12 protein-coding genes, 1 tRNA gene and 1 other RNA gene are annotated in these 15,712 nt (G+C 72.0%); 12 read left to right on the top strand and 2 right to left on the bottom strand.

Annotated features, from left to right (window positions below; all coding sequences use genetic code 11):
- Window positions 1-14 precede the first annotated feature (14 nt).
- Entirely contained in the window at window positions 15-3,998 is a 3,984-nt protein-coding gene (eccCa, locus tag ASH02_RS16550; RefSeq protein WP_056679717.1) for a type VII secretion protein EccCa, read from the bottom strand.
- 147 nt (window positions 3,999-4,145) lie between these two features.
- Between eccCa and ASH02_RS26440 the strand changes: the two genes are divergently transcribed.
- The 6 genes from ASH02_RS26440 to ASH02_RS16520 all read left to right on the top strand — a co-directional run bounded on the left by ASH02_RS26440 (window position 4,146) and on the right by ASH02_RS16520 (window position 10,364).
- Window positions 4,146-5,510: a hypothetical protein gene (locus ASH02_RS26440; RefSeq protein WP_056679720.1), complete on the top strand. Its 1,365-nt coding sequence runs from the start codon at window positions 4,146-4,148 to the stop codon at window positions 5,508-5,510.
- A 122-nt stretch (window positions 5,511-5,632) separates the two neighbouring features.
- A complete protein-coding gene (locus tag ASH02_RS26435; RefSeq protein WP_162250924.1) occupies window positions 5,633-5,953 on the top strand; it encodes a WXG100 family type VII secretion target in 321 nt (106 codons plus the stop codon).
- 28 nt (window positions 5,954-5,981) lie between these two features.
- The gene (locus ASH02_RS16535; RefSeq protein ID WP_056679725.1) at window positions 5,982-6,278 is read left to right on the top strand and encodes a WXG100 family type VII secretion target; all 297 of its coding nucleotides are present in this window, start codon (window positions 5,982-5,984) and stop codon (window positions 6,276-6,278) included.
- 112 nt (window positions 6,279-6,390) lie between these two features.
- The gene (gene eccD, locus ASH02_RS16530; protein ID WP_056679728.1) at window positions 6,391-7,749 is read left to right on the top strand and encodes a type VII secretion integral membrane protein EccD; all 1,359 of its coding nucleotides are present in this window, start codon (window positions 6,391-6,393) and stop codon (window positions 7,747-7,749) included.
- 6 nt (window positions 7,750-7,755) lie between these two features.
- The gene (locus tag ASH02_RS16525) at window positions 7,756-9,156 is read left to right on the top strand and encodes a type VII secretion protein EccB (protein ID WP_056679731.1); all 1,401 of its coding nucleotides are present in this window, start codon (window positions 7,756-7,758) and stop codon (window positions 9,154-9,156) included.
- The gene (locus ASH02_RS16520) at window positions 9,144-10,364 is read left to right on the top strand and encodes a S8 family serine peptidase (RefSeq protein ID WP_057295096.1); all 1,221 of its coding nucleotides are present in this window, start codon (window positions 9,144-9,146) and stop codon (window positions 10,362-10,364) included. The genes ASH02_RS16525 and ASH02_RS16520 overlap by 13 nt, the downstream gene beginning before the upstream one ends.
- Window positions 10,365-10,491: 127 nt before the next feature.
- On the opposite strand, the gene ASH02_RS16515 is transcribed toward ASH02_RS16520, so the two are convergent.
- Window positions 10,492-10,579 (bottom strand) — tRNA-Ser (locus tag ASH02_RS16515).
- Window positions 10,580-10,675: 96 nt separating this feature from the next.
- Between ASH02_RS16515 and ffs the strand changes: the two genes are divergently transcribed.
- From ffs to ASH02_RS16490, 6 genes are all read left to right on the top strand, one after another.
- Window positions 10,676-10,766: signal recognition particle sRNA small type (gene ffs / locus ASH02_RS25700), an RNA gene on the top strand.
- Between the two features lie 48 nt (window positions 10,767-10,814).
- The gene (locus ASH02_RS16510) at window positions 10,815-11,792 is read left to right on the top strand and encodes a hypothetical protein (protein WP_057295095.1); all 978 of its coding nucleotides are present in this window, start codon (window positions 10,815-10,817) and stop codon (window positions 11,790-11,792) included.
- 66 nt (window positions 11,793-11,858) lie between these two features.
- Window positions 11,859-14,087: a DNA polymerase III subunit gamma and tau gene (locus ASH02_RS16505; RefSeq protein WP_057295094.1), complete on the top strand. Its 2,229-nt coding sequence runs from the start codon at window positions 11,859-11,861 to the stop codon at window positions 14,085-14,087.
- Window positions 14,088-14,103: 16 nt separating this feature from the next.
- Window positions 14,104-14,496, top strand: coding sequence for a YbaB/EbfC family nucleoid-associated protein (locus tag ASH02_RS16500; protein WP_057295093.1), 393 nt, complete (start codon window positions 14,104-14,106; stop codon window positions 14,494-14,496).
- A 1-nt stretch (window position 14,497) separates the two neighbouring features.
- Entirely contained in the window at window positions 14,498-15,097 is a 600-nt protein-coding gene (recR, locus tag ASH02_RS16495) for a recombination mediator RecR (RefSeq protein WP_056679745.1), read from the top strand.
- The gene (locus ASH02_RS16490; protein ID WP_056679748.1) at window positions 15,090-15,686 is read left to right on the top strand and encodes a DUF5063 domain-containing protein; all 597 of its coding nucleotides are present in this window, start codon (window positions 15,090-15,092) and stop codon (window positions 15,684-15,686) included. Before recR ends, ASH02_RS16490 begins: the two co-directional genes overlap by 8 nt.
- Window positions 15,687-15,712: the final 26 nt, after the last annotated feature.

Raw genomic sequence — 15,712 nt, 5'->3', positions numbered from 1 at the left:
AAACTGGCGACAGGTCAACTCGTGGGGTCGGTCCAGGCGAGCTGAACGGCCTCGACGCCCTGGTCGCGTGTGATCAGGCGACCCCGGCCCGGCGGCGAGGGCGTGGGCCGCAGGTTGCCGAGCAGGGCGCCCTCCTCGGGGTTGCCGGACAGCATGATGCCCGGCATGGCCAGGTCACGGAGGGTCTGGATGACCGGGTCGTACATCGCCCGTGAGGCGCCACCGGAGCGACGGGTGACGATGAGGTGGAAGCCGGTGTCACGGGCCTGGGCCAGCAGCGGGGCCAGCGCGTGCACCGGTGATCCCTGCTGGGTGGCGACCAGGTCGTAGTCGTCGACCAGCACGTAGGCGTCGGCGCCGGTCCACCACGACCGGTTGCGCAGCTGGTCGGGCGTCACGTCGGGCCCGGGCAACCGGTTGGTGAGGTAGGCCGCGAGGTCCTTGAGCGCGGGCGTCGCCTGGGTCGCGCTGGTGAGGTAGTCGAGGTTGTAGTCCTCGGGGATCTCGCCGAGCAGCGAGCGCCGGTAGTCGACCGCGATGATCTGGGCCTCCCTGGGCGACTTCGTGCGCACGATCTCCTGCACGATCGACCGGAGCAGCGCGCTCTTGCCCGACTGGCCGTCGCCGAGCACCAGCAGGTGCGGCTCGGTGTCGGGGTCGAGCATGACCGGGGCCAGCTCCTTCTCGTTGACGCCGAGCAGCAGCGAGCGCGCGGCGGAGTCCCCGGCCTGCTCGCGCAGCTGGTCCAGGGTGATCTTCGACGGCAGCAGGCGCACCTTCGGCCCGGCCGGTCCGCGCCAGGCCGCGGTCGAGCGACGGACCAGCGACTCGATCCCGTCGCCGAGCGTGGTTCCGTCGGCGACGCCGTCGATGCGGGGCAGGGCGCCGAGGAAGTGCAGCTTGCCCGTCAACAGGCCACGCCCGGGGCGTGAGGCGGGCACCAGCTGGGCCGCCTTGCGGTCGATCTCGGAGTCGAGCGGGTCGCCCAGGCGCAGCTCGAGCCGGGTGCCGAAGATGTCGCGCAGCGCCGCCCGGAAGTCGGCCCAGCGTCCGGCCGCGACGAGGAGGTGCACGCCGAACGTGAGCCCGCGTTGGGCCAGCGCCTGGAGCTCCAGCTCGATGTCGTCGAAGTCGGAGCGCAGGGTGCTCCACCCGTCGACGACCAGGAACACGTCGCCGTACCCGTCGTCGGCGCGGCCCTGGGCACGTCGGCTGCGGTAGGTCTCGATCGAGTCGATGCCCTGCTCGCGGAACCAGGCCTCGCGCCGGTCGACGACGCCCTTCACCTCGGCCACGATGCGGCGTACGACGTCGGGCTCGGAACGGGTGCCGATGCCTGCGACGTGGGGCAGGTCGGTGAGCGGGGCAAAGCTGCCGCCGCCGAAGTCGAGGACGAAGAACTGGCTCTCGAGCGGCGTGGTGGTCAACGCGAGGCTGGTCACCATCGTGCGGAGCAGGGTGCTCTTGCCGCTGCGGGGGCCGCCGACGACGGCCGCGTGGCCGGCCGCGCCGGTGAGGCTGACCGTCATCGTGTCGCGGCGCTGCTCACGGGGGCGGTCGACGGTGCCGATCGGGATGGTCAGGCCACCCACGGAGCGCCACAACCGGCTGGTCAGCCCGAGGTCCGGGTGCTCGGTGAGGTCGCCCATCAGCTGGTCGAGGGTGTCGGGGACGTCGAGCGGCGGCAGCCAGACCTGGTGGGCAGGCTTGCCCTCGCCGACCATCTTGTCGACGGCGATGTCGAGCAGGGAGTCCTGCTCGCCCTGTGGGGGCATCGGAGCCGGGCTCGCCTCGACGTCGTCGTCGGCCGGCTCGAGTGACTGCACCTCGGCGATCGTGAACGGGAGAATGCCGCGCAGGTTGCCGCCCTCGTCGCGGCGGATCCGGGCCCGCCCGGACGGTGCACCTGACACGTAGGCGGCCTTGAACCGCAACAGGGTCGACTGGTCGGGCTTGAGGTAGCCGAGGCCGGGCACGGCGGGCAGCTCATAGGCGTCGGGTACGCCGAGCACCGTGCGCGACTCCACGGCCGAGAACGTGCGCAGGCCGACCCGGTAGGAGAGGTGCGACTCGAGCCCGCGCAGCCGACCCTCCTCGAGTCGCTGGCTGGCCAGCAGCAGGTGGAGGCCCAGGGAACGACCGAGCCGTCCGACCGCGACGAACAGGTCGATGAACTCGGGCTTGGCCGTGAGCAGCTCGGAGAACTCGTCGACCACGATGAACAGGGACGGCATCGCGGGAAGGTCCTCACCGGCCGCGCGCGCCTTCTCGTAGTCGCGGATCGAGGCGAAGTTGCCGGCGGCGCGCAGGATCTCCTGGCGCCGTACCATCTCGCCGGAGAGTGCGTCCTGCATGCGGTCGACGAGGGTGAGCTCCTCGGCCAGGTTGGTGATCACCGCCGAGACGTGCGGCATGCCGGACATGCCGGCGAAGGTCGCGCCGCCCTTGAAGTCCACCAGCACCATGTTGAGCTGCTCGGGGGAGTGGGTCATCGCGAGACCGAGCACGAGCGTGCGCAGGAACTCGGACTTGCCCGAGCCGGTGGCGCCGATGACCAGACCGTGGGGACCCATGCCCTGCTGGGCGGACTCCTTGAGGTCGAGGTGCACGGGCGACCCGTTGTCCATGACGCCGATCGGCACACGGAGCCGGTCGCGGGCGGGACGCTGGCGCCACGAGGCACGGGTGTCGAACGAGAAGACGTCGCCGAGGCCGAGCAGGTCCATGAAGTCGGTCGGGCCGGCGGACTCGGTGCCGCCCTCGGCGCCGATCGCGACCCTGTTGAGCGGGGCCAGTCGACGGGCGAAGGCCTCCGCGGTGGCGAGGTCCATCTGGTCGGCGAGACCGGCCATCGGGTCGGCCCGCACCCGCAGCGCGTTGATCGGGAGCCGGCCGCCGACGGCAGGTCGGGCGGCGAAGTCGAGGCGCAGCCGGGTCGGGTCGTCGAGCTCGTCCCAGCGCTCGGGGAGGTCGATCAGGGTGACGCCGTGCAGCCCGTCGGGCGGGATGACGTGGTTGCCGGGTGGCAGGAGGGCCCCGTCGATGACGAGCACGATGTGGGGTGTGGACACCCCCTCGTCGGCGCCGAAGCGGGGACGCTCGGAGAGGTCCGGCGGAAGCATGGAGCCGAGGTCGTCGAGGGAGGTCGTGACCATGCGGCGGGGGCCGACGGCGTCACCCTGCTGGCTGCTCAACGAGTGGGGGAGCCACTTCAGCCAGTCCCACTCGGCCAGGCGGTGGGCGCTGCAGAGCACGGCGACGATCAGGTGGTCGGGGCTGTGGAAGGCGGTCGCGGAGCAGATCATCGCCCGGGCGAGGGCCCGTGCCGCCGGCGCCGGTCCGGTCAACTCGATGCGGTCGAACGCGGCCAGGTCGACGGAGGCCGGGAGGTTCGGCTGCACCCGGTGTACGGCGAGGAGTCGGTGCAGTGCGGACGCCGCTGCCGGGTCGACCTGCTCGATGGGTGCGCTCTCGGGCGGCACGAGCTCGAGGCAGAGAGGCTGGGAGGAGAGTCCGTAGCGGACGTGGAGGAAACGGTCGTCGGAGGGCGTGTGCTCCCACAGGCGGAGCCGGTCCTCGGCGATCGACGGCAGGGCCGACGGGTCGGGGTGGTGCCAGTTCAACGCCGCGCGCTGCTTGTCGGCTGCGTCTCGGGCCACCTCGCGGACTCCCGCCAGGTAGCGGAGGTACTCGGTCCGCGACCCGCCGACCTTCTGCTGGCGCTGTTTCCGCTGCCGGTCGATCTGGAGGACGATGAAGCCGAGGGTGGCGAAGAGGAACAGGCCACCGGCGACCAGCCGCTTGCTTCCCCCGCCGTCGTCGCCGCTCATCGTGGCCAGCACCAGGATCGAACCGACGCTGCCCAGCAGCGGGATCGCCATCATCATGGCGTTGCCGGCGCCCTCGTGGGGCTCCAGCTCCGGCGGGGCCTGGAGCGCGACCTTCCCGGTGGGCACCTCCGGCGGGTCGAGCCGGTGTCCACTGCGGAGCGTCGTCACGGCGGCATCCCCCCGAAAAGTCTGATTGAAGAACGTGTGGTTGAGAAAGCGTGGCTCGGTCTCGACGATCCTAGAGGCAATGACTGACGGGTACGGGACGTCGAGCGCTCGTACTACCCTTCCGGCAACAGCCGAAGGGAGTGCGTCGTGTCGGAAGCGGACGTCGCGGACACCGTGGCCATGACGGTGCACGGACCCTCCGGTGCCGTGGACCTCGTGGTCCCCAACGCGGCCTCGGCCGGCGACGTGGCGCGGGAGTACGCCGTGCAGTGCGGGCTCCAGCACGCGCCGGCCCTGTTCACCACCACCGGAACGGCCCTGGCTCCGACCACTCCGATCGCCCTTGCCGGCCTGCGGTCCGGGGCGATGCTGGTGGCCCTCGACGGTCCCCTGCCCACCGGTCCGACCACTCGTCACCCGTCACCGGTCGACGACTCCAGCCTGGCCACGCCGGGTCGGTCGGTGCTCCCTGTCCTCCTGGCCACGCTCGCCGCGGGCCTGGCCGGACTGCTTGCCGCGCACACCGAGTCCGATGGCCTGCGTGAGGCGACCCTCGTGCTGCTCGCCGCCACGGCCGCGGTCGGCGTACTGCCGCTCGGGCGGTTCGTCGACCAGCGCGCGGTGGCCGCGCCGGCCTTCGGTGCCGCCGCGGCGTGGGTCCCGGCCTGGGACCCGTCGCCGTCGACCCTTCCGTTGACCTTCGGCATCGCCGGCCTCGGCGCCGCCGTCACGGCCGCCGTGGGATGCGCCGGCGGTGCCGGCCCGGCCGTCGTGCAGCAGGTCTGGATCGCCAGCGGGGTCGGCGTCTTCGCAGTCTCCGGAAGCTGTGTCCTGGCCGGCTTCGACCCGCAGGTCGCCTGGGCCGCACTGCTCGTGGTCGCCCTGCTCGCCACCCGGTCGGTGGCCGGCCTGGCCGTGAACGTTCCCGACCAGGTGCTCCTCGACCTGGACCGCCTCGCGGTCTCGGCCTGGTCGGCCCGCGACAAGGCCCTTGCCGGGCGCGGCAGCCTGATGATCAAGCAGCCGGCAGTCGTGGCGATCCTCGCTCGTGGCGCCCGCGTCGTCGATGCGTCGGCCGCCGCGATCCTGGTGGTGACGGTGTTCGCCGCGCCGAACCTGCTGCGCTCGGCGACGTACGACGTCGACCGGCCGGGCGCCCGGTGCCTGGTCCTCTTCGCCGGAGCCGGCCTGTTGCTGGCCGCCCGCAGCTTCCGGCACCCGCGGGCCCGGGGGCTCCTGCGTTGCGCCGGCCTCTTCGCCTGGGCCGTGCTCGTGCTCGACGTCGCGACCACGCTGTCGCACCGCTCGCTCCTGTACGTCGCGCTGGCCTGCCTGGTCCTCGGTCTCGGCACGCTGCTGGCTGCGGTGGCGACCGGCCGCGGCTGGCGCTCGGCGCGATGGGCCCGCCGTGCGGAATGGGCCGAGACGGTCGTCGGCGTCCTGGCGATCGGCTCCCTGGTGGTGGCCAGCGGTCTGGTCAGGATCGTCTGGGAGATCCCCTTCACGCGCTGAAATCGGGCGTTCTCAGGCGTGGCCTGTGGACAACCCACATTCGCCGTTTTCCGGGTGGGGGCCCGGGCAGACCTTCCCCGTCGGCACCCGCACCGGGTCGCCGGAAGACGGAAGGAATCCCGATGAGCACACCCGGATCCGGGTACAAGACAACAGACGTGGTCCTCGCCGAGGCGGCCCACGACGTCGAGGGCACCAAGCTCGACCTGCAGGGCATCATCTCCGAGCTGCGCAGTCGCCTCGACGCCCTGAACGGCTCGTGGCAGGGCCGCGGTGGCACCGCGTTCCAGGGTGCGATCCAGGCCTGGCAGCACACCGCTGACCGAGTGGTGGGGGCGATGGGCAACTTCCACGCCAGCCTGACCGGCACCGAGGCCACCTACACCGAGACCGAAGACATCGTGGCCAGCGGCCTCAACCGCTACCAAGACGGCAAGCTTTGAGCTGCCGACCCGACGGAGGAGATGAGACATGGGCGAGAACATTGCAGTCGGATACGAGGCACTCGACGGTGCCGCGGCCTACATCAAGAACCGCGCGATCGACATCGAGGAGAAGCTCGACGCGATGGAGCGGCGGATGCTGGGCCGGGCCGACCAGTGGACCGGTGACGCGTCGCTGGCCTTCAACGAGGCGCGCACCGCGTGGGATGCCGCGATGAACGACATGAAGGAGGTGCTCCAGGACGTCGGCCTGACCGTCGGGCTGTCCAACTCCGAGTACCAGGCCGCCGAGGCCCGCAACGCGCGGCGCTTCCGAGGAGCCTGAGCGCGCTCGGAGTCAGGTGCCGGGGCGGACGTTCCGACGACGGTAGGCTGCACCCGCGGCCCGTCCGCGTACGCCGATCAGCCCGCTCCGAGCACAGAACTGGGGAGAGAGGATGTCCCAAGCCGCGACTCCCGCGAGCACGTCCGGCCTGGTCCGGGTCACGGTCGCCTCCGGCACCCGCCGCGTCGACCTGGTGCTGCCCGGGTCCATCCCGGTGGCGGAGCTCGTGCCCGAGCTGGCCCGCAGCGTGGGACTCCTCGACTCCTCGACCGTGCACGGCGGCTACCGCGTCGTCACCGGTGACGGTCGCGAGCTGGTCAACGACGCCGGCCTGACCATGCAGGGTGTCGAGGACGGCGGCCTGCTGACGGTCGCGGCCGGTGTCGACGATGCGCCGCCACGGGTCTACGACGACGTGGTCGAGGCGATGGCCGATGCCGTCGAACGCGACCTCGAGCCGTGGCAGCCCGCAGCCGGTCGGCGGACCGCCCTGGTGGCCTCGGCCCTGCTGCTCGCCGTCGGCGGCCTCGCCGTCCTGATGCAGCGGGGCTCCGACGTCGCCGCCGCCGCGGCCGGCATCATCTCCGCACTCCTCGTGGTCGGCGCGATCGTGCTCAGCCACGCGCAGCGCGAACGTGAGGCCGCGGTCTGCCTGGCCTGGATGGGTGCGGCGTACGGCGCCGTGGCGGGCCTGATGCTGGTGCCCGACGCGAGCCTGCTCGGCACGCCGCTGGCCGCGGCCGGTCTCGGTGCCCTGGTCGCCGGAGGCGTCGCCCTGGTCGGCCTGGCCGAGGGGCGCGCACTGGTCATCCCGACCGTCGTGGTGGGCAGCGTGTTCGCGGTGGTGGGGCTCGTCTCCGAGGCCGCCGACCTGGACGCCGCGAAGGCGTTCACGATCGTGCTCGCCCTGGTCGTGATGGCCGGCAGCGTGCTGCCGTGGCTGGCCCTCGGTGTCACGCGCACCCGTGTGCAGCAGCTCTACTCCGAGGCCGACATCACCCGCGACCCCACCTCGATCGACCCCGAGACGGTGCGCGACGACGCCCGGCTCGGCCACGAGATCCTGCTCGCCGTCACCGCGGCGGTCGGGGCACTCCTCGTGCTGTGTGCCCCGCTGGCCGTCTCGCTCGGCCTCGCCGGCACGCTGCTCGCCGTGGCAGCGTCCGCCGTGGTGATGCTGCGCACCCGTCAGTACCTCTCCGGCACCGAGGTGCTCGCCGGGCTGGTCGCCGGCACCCTCGGCCTGGTCTCGACCGCTGCGGCGACGCTGGTGCTGCACCCCGACTGGCGAGCGACCGAGGCCGTGGTGCTTGCCGCCGGTGCCGCCGTACTCCTGGCCAGCACGCTGGTCCCGTCGTCGGCATCGGTGCGCCGTGGCCGACTGGGCGACCTGGCCGAGGTTGCTGCGCTGCTGTCGTTGATCCCCCTGCTGGTCCTGGCCAGCGGCCTGTTCGAGCAGCTGCGCGGGTGATGCGCGGTGTCCACCAAGCGTGACCTGGTTGAGGCACACGCCTTCAGCCGCCGGCGCCTCGTCACCGCCTTCGTCAGCGGCGTCCCGGGTGGGCGCGAGGTCGAACCGGTCCGCCAGTCCCGGGTGGTGATCGGCGGACTGGCCCTCGGCGTCCTGCTGGTCGCCGGCGCGGCACTGGCCGCCATCCTGGGCGGCGGCCGCTCGCCGTCCGACTGGCTCGACCCCGGCGTGGTGATCTCCAAGGAGGAGGGCAGTCGCTACGTCGTCCTCACCGAGGGCGGGGACCTCCACCCGGTCCTGAACCCGGTCTCCGCCAAGCTGCTGATCGGCGACTCCGAGCCCAAGGTGGTCCGGCAGGAGCTGATCAACGACCAGCCGCTGGCCGCCCAGATCGGCATCTACGGTGCCCCCGACGGAGTGCCCGACCCCGACTTCCTGCGCTCGACCAACTGGACCGCGTGCACCACTCCCGAGGCGGCCAGCCAGCTGCACATCGGCGACCACCCCACCGCGACCCCGACGCCGGGCGAGGCGATGGTGGCCGTCGTGCGCACCGGCAGGTCCCGCGAGACCCTCTATCTCGTGGCGCCCTCGGCGGAGGCAGAGAACGGCTACTTCCGTTATGAGCTCGGCGCCCGCTCGGTGGCCGGCCCGTTGCTCGGCGACCTCGGTCTGGTCGGTGCCGAGTTCGCGGTCTCGACCCGCTGGATCAACCTGTTCCCTGAGGCCCCGGCCCTGACCCGGGCCAGCTTCGGGCTCCCGTCCGGTTCGCCCCGGATCACCTACGACGTCGGGGCCGGGGCGCGCAGGCTGAAGGTCGGCGACCTGGCCCGCAACCCCAGCTCTGGCCAGGTGTACCTCCTCGGCCCCGACGAGCCGTTGCTGCTCACCGAGTTCTCCGAGCGGGTCTACGGTGCAGTGTCCGATGTCGGCGAGCCCGCGGACATCGAGGGACTCTCCGGGGCGACCCCCGACGATCTGGCCGACTGGCCGGCCACGCTGCCCACCCCGCTCCAGGCCGACGAGGCGTGTGCGCTGCTCGAGTCCGATGCCGGAGAGCCGGCCCGGGTCCTGCTGGCCAGCGATCCCTCCGAGGACGAGAGCGCCGAGGCACTCGACCCCGGCATGGAGAACGTGTCGGTCGAGCCGTCCTACGGCGCCTACGTCAACGTCGGCCAGTTCGGTGACGCCACCGGCGGGTCGCCGGTGCTGATCGACATGAACGCCACCCGCTACCGCCTCGGCGGTGAGGCGGGGCTGGCGGCGAAGATGTTCGGGTACGCCGACTACGACCCGCCCACGGTCCCCGATGCGTGGACCGAGGGGTTCGACTGCGGCCCGGAGCTGTCACAGGAGGCGGCCCGACGGGCTCCGGATCCCCGCGGCATGGCGCGATGCGACGGCTGAGCCTGCTCGCCACGGCCCTGCTCGCGTCGTCCGTGGTGCTCGCGCCCGTGCCGGCGTACGCCGACAGCACGGTGTGCACCACGTCGTCCCCGGGCGACGACGCGCGTTCCACCGATGTCAGCCCGCGTGACGACGAGGAGAACGCCGCCCTCCGGTCGCTGCGCCTCGACGACGTGCACGAGCTGGCCACCGGCGCCGGCGTGGGCGTCGCGGTCATCGACTCCGGCGTGCAGTCCGGCACGGACCTGGTGGCCCGCGAAGGCGCGTCCTTCGCAGGCAAGGGTGCGGTCAAGGACGGGCACGGCACGATCGTGGCCGGCCTGATCGCCGGACGCGGCGACGCCACCGGCCTGGCGCCCGACGCCGACATCGTCTCGGTGCGGGTCAGCTCCTCCGAGCCCGAGCCCGACGACCCCCGGTCAGGGTCGGTGTCGCCCGACGCCGTCGCCTCGGCGATCGAGTGGGTGGTGGCCCACCCCGGCAACGTCCGGGTGATCAACCTGTCGCTCGGTTTCACGTCCCCACACCCCGCGATCACGTCCGCGCTCGACAAGGCGGTCGAGGCGGGCTTCGTCGTCGTGGCCGCGGCCGGCAACCGACCTTCGGTCGACGGCGAGACGCAGACCGACGAGGGCGCGCCGGGCTCGGTGCTCGACGAGGTGCTGTTCCCGGCGAGTCTCGACGAGGTGATCGCGGTGACCGCCCGCGACGCGAGCCTGGCGATGACTGCCGAGTCGGTGCTGACCGGGCCCGAGATCGACGTCTCCGCGCCCGTCGTCGGCCTGCGGTCGGTGATGCTCGACGGCATCGTCTGCGACATCTCCGAGACCGCGTCGAGCTGGGCGGCCGCCGAGGTGTCGGGTCTGGCGGCGCTGATCCTGCAACGCGACCCCGACCTCACTCCGGCCCAGGTCAAGACCCGCATCGAGGTCACCGCGCAGGGCGGCTACCGCGACAGTGCCCTCGACGGGCACGGCATGATCCAGCCGCACGAGGCGCTGACCGCCGTGCTCGACGTCGCGGCCGACGGATCCCTTCGCGGTGCCGGCGACCGTGAGCGGCTGGCGTACCAGGCCCCGCGGCCGCGGGCACAGCACGACGACTTCGCCGAGGGACGCGATCGCGTGCTGTGGTGGGGGATCGGCGCCGGCGGACTGCTGGGGCTGGCCCTGCTGCTGCGTCCGTTGACCGCCCGCCGCCGCTCCTGACCCGCGCCTCACCCCGCATGTAACGCGCCGTCCATGACACTTCGCTCCTGACTGGCAGGGGGCAAAGTGTCAACAGGGGCGCACAAGTGCAAGAACGCCCGGACTGCGAGCAGTCCGGGCGTCCAGGTGGCGGAGGTAGGGGGATTCGAACCCCCGAGGGCGTTAACCCAACCCGCTTTCCAAGCGAGCGCCATAGGCCACTAGGCGATACCTCCGCGGAGGAGATTACCGGTGACTCACGATGGGGAGAAATCCGGCCGACGTGTGCGGCCGCTTTGGCCCTCGCGGAGGCGCTGACCTAGACTCTCCGCAACCCCCCGCGTGGCGGCATCTCGCTGAACTCCCCCAGGGCCGGAAGGCAGCAAGGGCAGGTGAGCTCTGTCGGGTGCGCGGGGGGCCTTTTCGTTCCCGGGCCCGCCCCGACTCGTCGACGCCGCCTATCCTCACCGGATGGACTTCCGACGACGCGGCCTCTCGCTCCTGCTCGTCGGAGCGCTCGGCTTGGCGCTGTCGTCCTGCTCGGACGGCGCCGGCGACGCCTCGTCGGAGTCGCCCACCGGCTCTGCTCGGGCGTCCAGCACGCCGCCGCCGGACGCCGTACGCACCGAGGACCTGCCCGCCACGACGGCACCCACGGAGAACCTCGTGCCGAGCGACCTCGCCTCGATCGTCGACGACTACAACGCCAAGGCCAAGCGTCGCCTCGACCACCTGCGCGGGGCCGACGTCAGCTGGCCGCAGTGTCCTGAGGGCGTCGGCATCCCCGAGAAGCGCGGGCAGGGCCAGCCGATGCCGCTCGAGACCGCGCAGTTCGTCATCATCGGCCTCACCAACAGCCCGTCGTTCACCCGCAACCCGTGCCTGGCCGACCAGGTCGCCTGGGTCCGGGACCGCAAGCTGCTCGCGGCGGCGTACGCGATCGTCAGCTACCCCGACGCAGCCACCCTCGAGAAGCTCTCTGACGAGGGGCCGTACGACGGCAGCACCCGCCTCGGCGCGCTGAAGAACGTCGGCTACCAGTCGGCGCTGTTCAACCTCGTCACGATGTCCGACGCCGGCCTCGAGAGCCCGATCGTGTGGCTCGACGTGGAGCCGGTGCCGCTCTTCGAGTGGAGCAACGACAAGCAGGCCAACGCGGCAGTCGTCGAAGGAGCAGTGCGCGGGTACGGCGACCGCGGGGTGCGCGTCGGCTTCTACTCACTTCCGTCGATGTGGAGCAGGATCGTCGGTGACCTGGCCTTCGACGCTCCCGAGTGGCGGCCCGCAGGGATCACCTCGGAGTCCGCCGCACGCGCCCGGTGCGGGGCGGAATGGTCCTTCCAGGGCGGCGACGCGGTGTTCGGGCAGTGGGTCCAGGACAGCCGCGACGTCAACGTGACCTGCCCCGGCGTACGCCTCCAACCCGACCGCTGGTTCCACAAGTTCTGACCCCTGACCGAGCCGGCCGAGCAGTCCGCCTTTCGGCTGTCGGGGCAGGTGGTTAGGGTTCACAACGTGGAAGCACCCCTCGCCCTCTATCGCCGCTACCGGCCCGAGACGTTCGCCGAGGTCATCGGCCAGGAGCACGTCACCGAGCCGCTGCGCGCTGCCCTCGCGAACAACCGGGTCAACCACGCCTATCTGTTCTCCGGTCCACGGGGGTGCGGCAAGACCACGTCGGCACGCATCCTGGCCCGCGCACTGAACTGCGAGAAGGCCCCGATCGCCGACCCGTGCGGCGAGTGCGACTCGTGTCGCGACCTGGCTCGCGGTGGCCCCGGGTCCATCGACGTGATCGAGATCGACGCCGCCTCCCACGGTGGTGTCGACGACGCCCGTGACCTGCGCGAGAAGGCGTTCTTCGCCCCGGTGAAGAGCCGCTACAAGGTCTACATCATCGACGAGGCCCACATGGTCTCCCCGCAGGGCTTCAACGCCCTGCTGAAGCTGGTCGAGGAGCCGCCGCCCCACCTGCGGTTCATCTTCGCCACCACCGAGCCCGAGAAGGTCATCCCGACCATCCGCTCGCGCACCCACCACTACCCGTTCCGGCTGATCCCGCCGCGCCTGCTCTCGGCGTACCTCGGCGAGCTCTGCGAGAAGGAGGGTGTCTCGATCGAGCCCGCCGCGCTGCCGCTGGTCGTGCGCGCCGGCGCCGGGTCGGCTCGAGACACCATGTCGGTGCTCGACCAGCTGCTCGGCGGCGCCGGGCCCGAGGGTGTCACCCACGCGCTGGCCACCGGCCTGCTCGGCTACACGCCCGACTCCCTGCTCGACGAGGTGATCGACGCCTTCTCCGCCGGTGACGGTGCCTCCGTCTTCGGCGTCGTCGACAAGGTGATCGAGACCGGCCAGGACCCACGCCGATTCACCGAGGACCTCCTGCGCCGGCTGCGCGACCTGGTGATCATCGCGGCGGTGCCCGACGCGTCCACGACCGGCCTGATCGACGTCCCCGAGGACGCCGCCGAGCGCCTCACCGCCCAGGCCAGCCGGTACGGCGTCGCGGGGCTCAGCCGCGCGGCCGACCTGTTCGCCACCGGCCTGACCGAGATGCGCGGCGCCACCGCGCCCCGACTCCTGCTCGAGCTGATCTGCGCCCGCGTGCTGCTGCCCGGAGCCGACCACTCGACCGACGGGCTCATGGCGCGACTCGACCGTCTCGAGCGGCGCGTCGACATCACGGGTGGCGTGCCTGCTGGTCCTGCGACCGTGCAGCCCTCCGGGCCTGTCGGCGAAGCAGCCGCCGCTCGCACCGCGACGCCGCCGCCGGCCTCCGGGGTTCCAGGCGAAGCAGCCGCCGCCAACATCGCGACGCCCCAGCCGGCCACTCCGCCGTCCGGCCCTGCGGCCCGCGACCAGCAGCCGGCGCCTGTCCTTTCCGAGCCCACGCCTGAGACTTCCGCGCCGGCGCCGGCAGCGTCGGCTCCCGTCGTGCCGGAGCCGACCCCCGAATCCGTTGCCCCGGCCGCTCCGTCTGTGGCGCCCGAGCCCGCTGCGCCGGAGCCCGCTGCGCCCGAGCCGCCTTCGGCCGCGCCGGCGGCGCCGAGCGGCGGGCTCAGCCTGGGTGACGTACGCCGGCTGTGGCCCGACGTGGTCGAGGCGGCCAAGCTCAAGCGGCGCGTCACCTGGATCCACCTCACCCAGAACTCGCAGGTCGTGGCGGTCGACGGCAAGACGCTGACGCTCGGGTTCACCAACTCCGGTGCCCGGGAGTCGTTCGTCAACGGTGGCAGCGACGAGATCGTCCGCCAGGCAGCGATCGATGTGATCGGCACCGACTGGCGCATCGAGGCGATCGTCGACCCGGGTGCCCAGGCGCAGGGGGCAGGGCCTGCCGCCCCACAGGCCCCGTCGCGCACGGACCCCGCGCCCGAGCAGCAGCAGGCGGCCAGTCAGCCGCAGGGCGACCCGTTCGGTGGCGATGCGGCGCAGGCAGCCCCGGATGCGCCGCCGCCGTGGGCCGACCCGTCGACGCCGGTGCCCGAAGCCGGCCCGCCCTCGGAGGCCGCGGAGGCCCCGACGGCCGAGGCCGTGTCCCCGAGCGCGGTGGCAGCCGCCCGGGAGGCCATCCAGCCGACCCGTTCGGGTGCCGCGGAGCCCAAGGCCGCACCCGACCACGGGGCCGCGGACGCCGACGTCAGCCGCGACGACCCCGACATCGACAGCTCCGGGCTGTCGGCCGCCGAGCTCCTCCAGCGAGAGCTCGGCGCGAAGATCATCCAAGAGATCAAGAACGACTGAGGCGAGAGGCACGACGATGACCGAGAACCCGTTCGGATCCGAGCAGTTCGGCCAAGGTGGCTTCGACATGAACGCGCTGCTCCAGCAGGCCCAGCAGATGCAGGAGCAGCTGATGAGCGCGCAGGCTCGCCTGGGCGACACCGAGGTCGAGGGCACGGTCGCCGGGGGAGCGGTCACCGTGAAGCTCAGCGGCACCGGTGACCTGCTCGGTGTCGCCATCACCGCCGGCAACTTCGCGGGCGACGACGCCGACGACCTCACCGACCTGGGCGACCTCATCGTGGCCGCCTGGCGCGACGCGAAGGCGAAGGCCGACGCGCTGGCCGCCGAGACCCTCGGCCCGCTGGCCGGCGGCGGCATGGGCGGCGCCGGTGGTGGCGGGGACTCCCTGCCCGGCTTGGGGTTCTGAGTTGTACGAAGGAATCGTCCAGGACCTGATCGACGAGCTCGGTCAGCTCCCCGGAGTGGGCCCGAAGAGCGCCCAGCGCATCGCGTTCCACCTGCTGCAGGCCGACCCGGTCGACGTACGCCGCCTCGCCGACGTGCTGATCCAGGTCAAGGCGAAGGTGAAGTTCTGCTCGGTCTGCTTCAACGTCTCCGAGGACGACCAGTGCCGCATCTGCCGCGACCCGCGACGTGACCCGTCGGTGCTGTGCGTGGTCGAGGAGTACAAGGACGTCGTCGCGATCGAGCGGACCCGCGAGTTCCGGGGCCGCTACCACGTGCTCGGCGGGGCGATCTCGCCGATCGACGGCATCGGGCCGGAGCAGCTCCGCATCCGTGAGCTCATGGTGCGACTGGCCGACGGCACGGTCACCGAGGTCATTCTCGCGACCGATCCGAACCTCGAGGGCGAGGCCACTGCGACGTTCCTCACCCGCAATCTCAAGCCGATGGGGTTGCGCGTGACGCGTTTGGCGAGTGGACTGCCTGTGGGCGGAGATCTCGAGTACGCCGACGAGGTGACACTCGGGCGGGCCTTCGCCGGGAGGAGATCAGCCGATGACTGACCAGACCGTGGACCCCCAGCTGGAGGAGTTCGCCCAACAGATTTCCGACCAGGTCGAGAGCTTCCTGGTCGCACTTCAGGCCATCACCCGTGACGCCGACGGCAGCCGGGCGATCTCGCTCCTGCTGCTCGAGGTGTCCCAGGTGCTCCTGGCCGGTGCACGACTCGGCGTGCAGTCCGACTTCACGCCGGCCGAGGAGTTCCAGCCCGACGCCGGGCCCGACCCCGACCTCGACGGCATGCGGCTGCGCCTGGCCCGCATGCTCGACGGCGTCGACATGTACGCCGAGGTGTTCGACACCTACGGCGAGCCTGAGATCGTCACCTCGATGCTCTCCGACGACCTGACCAGCGTCGCCTCGTCGCTGGCCCACGGCCTGCGGCACTACAAGGCCGGCCGGGTCGACGAAGCCCTCTGGTGGTGGCAGTTCTCCTACGTCTCGACGTGGGGCAGCGAGGCCTCCGGCGTACTCCGCGCGCTGCAGTCGATCGTGACGCACGACCGGCTCGACATCGACTTCGAGATCGAGCAGGAGCAGGTCGCCGCCGCTGATGAGATGCTGGAAGGTGCCGAGCCCGAGCCCCGGTAGAATTCAGGCAGCGTGGCCGAGCAGCG

The sequence above is a fragment of the Nocardioides sp. Soil796 genome, assembly GCF_001429525.1.
Taxonomy (GTDB): domain Bacteria; phylum Actinomycetota; class Actinomycetes; order Propionibacteriales; family Nocardioidaceae; genus Nocardioides.
This window is presented reverse-complemented; position numbering and strand designations above follow the sequence as displayed.